This is a genomic window from Aeromonas sp. 600886 (assembly GCF_049174935.1).
Lineage (GTDB): Bacteria > Pseudomonadota > Gammaproteobacteria > Enterobacterales > Aeromonadaceae > Aeromonas > Aeromonas veronii_A.
Window position 1 is genome coordinate 65,658 of sequence record NZ_JAAKUB010000025.1, and the last position, 6,047, is coordinate 71,704.

The window sequence follows — 6,047 nt, forward strand, 5'->3', positions numbered from 1 at the left end:
ATATGTTCCCGTCATGCCTGCCAAGTTGTGTGGTTGGCGGTAAGAATGTAAAGCACATAATGGGTACTCAATGACTTTACCCGACACGAGCAGGTCAACGTCACTCTGAAAGCCATACACCCATCAGCACTGCACGCGGTGGCTGATATCGTAATGATGCCAAGCCGTAGCATGCTTCTTTCTTGGTTGTGATGAATAAGCCGGGCGGGAGAGATGCGACAAAGGGGCGCCTTGACGCGCCCCTTCAGTGGGTCAAGCCATAACCGGAATGAGCCGATAACGGGTTATGTGCTGATAGCGTTCTCCTGGCTCCAACCATGGGTTACCTAATTCTGGACGGTTCGGACTATCTGGCACTTGCTGTGCTTCCAGGCAGAGCCCCTGATAGTTGCCCCAATGTCCCCCCCCGCGTTTTGGGGTGCCAGCCAACCAGTTGCCGGTGTAGAGCTGGACGCCTGGCTGATTGGTGTACATCTCCATACACAGGCTGCCATCCCCTGCCATCAGGGTGGCTTGTGGTGAGGGCGAGGCATCAACAAACAAGAAACAGTGGTCGAATCCCAGACATTTTTTTTGCTGCGCATGGGCCATCCACTGTTCTCCGACCCGCTTGCCATGGCGTAGATCGAATACTCCTTCGACCGGCGCAATACCAAGCGGCAGCGAGTGTTCATCGGTTGGCAGATAGCGGTCTGCATTAATGATGATGTGGTGATCACGCACATCACCACCATCCAGGTTGAAATAGGCATGGCTGGTGAGATTGACCGGGGTCGGAGCATCTGTGGTGGCGCTCAGCTCGATCACCAGATCGGTCTGCTCCAGCCGGTATTCTACGGTGACGTCCAGATTACCAGGGAAACCCTGTTCGCCATCGGCCAGCCGAGTTTGCAGACGGATGCGATCTTCCGCCAGCCCGTCCAGTTGCCACTCCCGGTTGTGCAGAGAGTCACTGCCCCCGTGCAGGCAGGTGGTGCCCTCGTTGGCGTCTAGTTGCCACTCTTGCCCTGCTCGCTCTAGGCGGGCGTTGCCGATACGATTGGCAAAACGTCCTACTATCGCCCCCAAATAAGAGCGTTGATTGGGGTAATCCAGCGGATCACAAGCCAGCAGCACATTGCGATAGATGCCATTGACCGGGATCTCGAGGGCGGTGAGCGTTGCCCCGAAATCGAGTACGCTCAACCGCAGGCCGGCTGCATTCTGCAGATGGAACTCTTTCATGCGATGCCCCCTGCACCGGCGCTGGCGCGGCAGACGTAGCAGTCGGCCTTGAGGCCCGAGATGGCCGGATACTCTGCCTCGACGGCGGCAATCACCTCGGCCACTTTCTCCGGGCGCAACAGGGCGACCACGCAGCCGCCGAAGCCGCCGCCGGTCATCCGCACGCCGCCATCTGTGCCGATTTTAGCCTTGATGATCTCCACCAGACCGTCGATGGCGGGCACTGTGATCTCGAAGTCATCGCGCATGGCGGCGTGCGATTCGGCCATCAGCTCGCCGAGGCGGGTCAGGTCGTGGCTGGCCAGCGCATCGGCGGCCGCCAGAGTGCGGGCGTTTTCACCGACGATGTGGCGGGCACGGCGATAGCAGGCTTCATCCAGTCCGGCCTTGCCTGCTTCGAGAGCTGCCAGATCGAGATCGCGCAGCGCCTTGACCCCGTAGTGACGGGCGGCCTCTTCGCACTGCTGGCGACGGGTGTTGTATTCGCTGTCCACCAGACCGCGGCGCACATTGGAGTTGACGATCAGCACCGCCAGATCCGCCGGCATGGGGATGAGGCGGGTCTCCAGCGAGCGACAGTCGAGCAGCAGGGCATGATCGGTTTTGCCGCTGGCGGAGATCATCTGATCCATGATGCCGCAGTTGCAGCCGACGAACTTGTTCTCCGCCTGCTGGCCATTGAGGGCGATCTCGGCCTGAGTGATGTCGAGCCCCAGCGCCTCTTTGAAGGCCTGACCAATGGCCACTTCCAGCGAGGCGGAGGAGGAGAGCCCCGCCCCCTGCGGCACATTGCCGGAGACTACAAGATCGAGGCCGCGCAGGGCATAGCCACGCTCCTGCAGATACTTCACCACGCCGCGGATGTAGTCGCTCCAGCGCTGGCTGGGGTGGTGTTCAATGGGCTGGTCGAGGTCGAACTGGTCGCGCTGGTTGTCGTAGTCGGCGGCGATCACCTGCACTTGCCGGTCATCGCGCAGGCCGATGGCGACGCAGGTCTCGTAGTCGATGGCGCAGGGCAGCACGAAGCCGTCGTTGTAGTCGGTATGTTCACCGATGAGGTTGACGCGGCCAGGGGCGCGCACCAGCAGATCGGGCGCTTTGGCAAATTGCTCGGCAAAAACGGTGCTGACGCGTTGGCTGGGGGTCATAGGGCCTCCTCATTGGTGTGGCTGGTCTGGTTGTAGTGAACGGGGCTCAGAGCGCGCAGCCGCTCGGCGGCCTGCTCGGGGGTAAGGTCGCGCTGGGTTTCGGCCAGCATCTCGAAGCCGACCATGAATTTGCGCACGGTAGCGGAGCGCAGTAGTGGCGGATAGAAGTGGGCGTGCAGTTGCCACGCCTCGGGGCAATCCGATTTGGGCGGTGCAAAGTGCCAGCCCATGGAGTAGGGGAAGCTGCACTCGAACAGGTTGTCGTAGCGGCTGGTGAGCTCCTTGAGCGCCACCGCCAGATCCTGTTGCTGGGCCTTGGTCAGATTGAGCATGGAGGGGACGTGCGCCTTGGGCAGCAGCAGGGTTTCGAACGGCCAGGCGGCCCAGAAGGGGACGACGGCAAGCCAGTGCTCGGTCTCTACCACGATGCGAGAGCGATCCGCCAGCTCCCGCTCCACATACTCCAGCAGCATGGGGCGGCCATGCTCGGCCAGCCAGTCACGCTGGTGCTGCTCTTCGCGGGCGATCTCGTTGGGCAGGAAGTCGCTGCCCCAGATCTGGCCGTGGGGGTGCGGGTTGGAGCAGCCCATGACGGCCCCTTTGTTTTCAAAGACCTGCACCCACTTCCACTGGGCTGACAGCTCGGCGACCTGATCCATCCAGGTGGTGATCACCCCCTCGATGGCGAGCAGCGGCAGCTCGGGCAGGGTCTTGCCGTGATCCGGCGAGAAGCAGATGACCCGGCTGGTGCCGCGGGCGGCTTCCAGTTTCAGCAGGGGATCGCTGGCGCTATCGGCGGCCGGGGTATCCTGCATCAGGGCGGCGAAGTCGTTGGTAAAGACAAAGGTGCTCTTGTAGTCGGGGTTGATGTCGCCAGTGACCCGGGTGTTGCCCGCGCAGAGGAAGCAGTCGGGATCATGGGTCTGTTTGGGGGCCTGACTCACCTTCTCCACCTGCCCCTGCCAGGGGCGTTTGGCCCGGTGGGGGGAGACCAGCACATACTGGCCGGTCAGCGGGTTGAAGCGGCGATGGGGATGATCGACGGGGTTGAACATCATCTCTCCTGAATAAGGTATTGAAAAATAGGGGCGTCTATTAACAGGGAGCAGGCAGGCCTACTCCTCGTAACCGTTCGGATTGGCGGATTGCCAGCGCCAGCTATCGGCGCACATGGCGTCGATGTTGCGGGTCGCCCGCCAGCCCAGCTCGCGCTCGGCCTTGGCCGGATCGGCCCAGCAGGCGGCGATGTCGCCCGGGCGGCGCGGTTCGATGCGAAATGGCAGCGGCTTGCCACAGGCGGCGGAGAAGGCGGCGACCAACTGCAACACGCTCTGGCCCTGACCGGTGCCCAGGTTGTAGGTGTGCACGCCACCCTTGCCGGCGCAGTGTTGCAGTGCCTTGACGTGCCCCTCGGCGAGATCCATCACGTGGATGTAGTCGCGCACGCCGGTGCCATCCACAGTTGGGTAATCGTTTCCAAAAACCGACAGGCAGTCGCGACGGCCGATGGCGACCTGAGTGATATAGGGCATCAGATTGTTGGGAATGCCTTGGGGATCTTCCCCCATGGTGCCCGACTCGTGGGCGCCGACTGGATTGAAGTAACGCAGCAGGGTCATGCTCCAGTGCGGTTCGGCCAGCTGCAGATCCTCGAGGATCTCCTCGATGATCAGTTTGGAGCGCCCGTAGGGGTTGGTGGCGCTGCGAGGGAAATCCTCGCGGATCGGCAGGCTAGCTGGATCGCCATAGACGGTGGCCGAGGAGCTGAACACCAGACTGTGCACATTGGCCCGCTTCATCGCCTGCAGCAGGGTGAGGGTGCCGCCGAGGTTGTTCTCGTAGTAATCCAGTGGAATGCGGGTCGATTCACCGACTGCTTTGAGGGCGGCAAAGTGGATCACTGCATCGATTTGCTGTTCGGCAAAGATCCGCTCCAGCAGGGCGGCATCGCGAATATCTCCTTGATAGAAAACGGGTTGTTGGCCGCTGATGGCGGCGACTCGGGCCAGCACGCTGCGTTTGCTGTTGCCGAGGTTGTCCACCACCACGGGATTCATGCCTGCCGCTTGCAGGGCCAGACAGGTGTGGCTGCCGATATATCCGCAACCGCCGGTGACCAGAACGTTCATCTTGCTCTCCACTGAAAAAGTGTCTGGAAGCAGTCTAGCCGAGGGTGTGGCGACCAAACTGTGAGCTTGCTTGCAAAACAGTGTAAACGATTACACTGTTTTTGTGATCATCCTGACGGCAGATATGCGTTTCACCACTGTTTTCAAAGGGTTTGCTGGGTATAATGGCGCTCTATTGCACAGTGAAAGAAGTGAAAACAGCATGAGCACCATCAAGGATGTCGCCCGTTTGGCCAATGTGTCGGTGGCAACGGTTTCACGGGTGATGAACAACTCCCCCAAGGCCAGCGCCGCGTCTCGCGAAGTGGTGCAGAAGGCGATGGCGGAGCTGGGCTATACCCCCAACGCCAACGCGCGGGCGCTGGTCAGCCAGACTTGCGACACCATGGGGGTGGTGGTCGGTGACGTGGCCGATCCCTTCTTCGGTGCACTGGTGAAGGGGGTCTCCGGCATCGCCGTCGAGCAGAACCTTCACCTGCTGATGGGTAACGGTTTTCACAAGGCGCGTCAGGAGCGTGAAGCGATCGAGCTGCTGATCGGCAAACGCTGCGAGGCGCTGGTGGTGCACAGCAAGGCGCTGAGCGACGAGGAACTTTACGATTACGCCATGCGGGTGCCCGGTATGGTGCTGATCAACCGCGATATTCCGGCCCTCAAGGGGCGCTGCATCGCCCTCAACAACCGGCTGGGTGCGGCTACGGCGACTCGCCACCTGATCGAACTGGGTCACCGCCATATCGCCTTTATCAGCTCGGATCACGCCATCGAGGATGCCACCTTGCGTTTGCAGGGTTATCAGGATGGGCTGATGGAGGCGGGTCTGGCAGCCGATCCCGAGCTTATCGAGAGTGGCACGCCGAACGAGGAGGGGGGGGAGCGTGCCATGCTCAACCTGCTGGCCAAGGGGCTCAAGGTGACCGCGGTGGTGGCCTATAACGATGCCATGGCGGCTGGCGCCATCTCAGTGCTGGCCGACAACGGCCTGCGAGTGCCGGAGGAGGTCTCGGTTGTGGGCTTCGATGACATCATCTATGCCAGATACCTGAGGCCCAAGCTCTCCACCATGCGCTATCCCATTGAGCTGATGGCGGCCCAGGCGGCCAAGCTGGCCATTCAGCTGGCGGCGGGGGAGAGTGACGCGACCCAGAGCCGGATCTATACACCCACCCTGATAAATCGTCACTCGGTGGCACCGGTTCGGGCCGGATAGCTCCCTTTTGCGGCCCTGTTCGGGGCCGTTTCTTGCACGGTTATTGTTTTACCTATTTTTAATCATTTTTACTCCGCTTTACTTAACAAAACAAGTGTAATCGTTTACATCTGTGTGAGCGAGATCGCCGTTCCCTGCGTCATACTTCTCTAGACTGAATAGGTTTTCCAATCAGCAGGGAGAGAGTGAATGCTCAGGGAGATAGTGGCGCGTCAGGATTGGCAGACTCAGGCCATTACGTCGGTAAACCGGCTGGCAGCCCATACCCCCATGTTCAGCTGGCGCAGCGAAGCGGATGCCAGGGGTGATCTGGCCTCTTCCTCCCGTCTCTTGCTC

At 61.0% G+C, this 6,047-nt stretch carries 5 protein-coding genes; 1 reads left to right on the forward strand and 4 read right to left on the reverse strand.

Annotated features, from left to right (window positions below):
* Window positions 1-252 precede the first annotated feature (252 nt).
* From G5179_RS17355 to galE, 4 genes are read right to left on the reverse strand one after another with little or no spacing between them, the layout of a single operon-like run.
* Window positions 253-1,224 carry a galactose-1-epimerase gene (locus tag G5179_RS17355; protein ID WP_421231156.1) on the reverse strand — a complete coding sequence of 324 codons (972 nt, stop codon included), beginning with the start codon at window positions 1,222-1,224 and terminating at the stop codon, window positions 253-255.
* Complete coding sequence (gene galK, locus G5179_RS17360; RefSeq protein WP_421258804.1) at window positions 1,221-2,372, reverse strand: galactokinase; 1,152 nt, start codon at window positions 2,370-2,372, stop codon at window positions 1,221-1,223. The genes G5179_RS17355 and galK overlap by 4 nt, the downstream gene beginning before the upstream one ends.
* Window positions 2,369-3,427 (reverse strand): UDP-glucose--hexose-1-phosphate uridylyltransferase, encoded by a 1,059-nt coding sequence (locus tag G5179_RS17365; protein WP_421258806.1) that lies wholly within the window; start codon window positions 3,425-3,427, stop codon window positions 2,369-2,371. Before G5179_RS17365 ends, galK begins: the two co-directional genes overlap by 4 nt.
* Window positions 3,428-3,487: 60 nt before the next feature.
* On the reverse strand, window positions 3,488-4,501 hold the full coding sequence (galE, locus tag G5179_RS17370; protein WP_421258805.1) for a UDP-glucose 4-epimerase GalE: 1,014 nt from the start codon (window positions 4,499-4,501) through the stop codon (window positions 3,488-3,490).
* Window positions 4,502-4,703: 202 nt separating this feature from the next.
* Between galE and G5179_RS17375 the strand changes: the two genes are divergently transcribed.
* Window positions 4,704-5,711, forward strand: a complete 1,008-nt coding sequence (locus G5179_RS17375) for a substrate-binding domain-containing protein (protein WP_041915397.1) — start codon at window positions 4,704-4,706, stop codon at window positions 5,709-5,711.
* The last annotated feature ends 336 nt before the right edge of the window (window positions 5,712-6,047 follow it).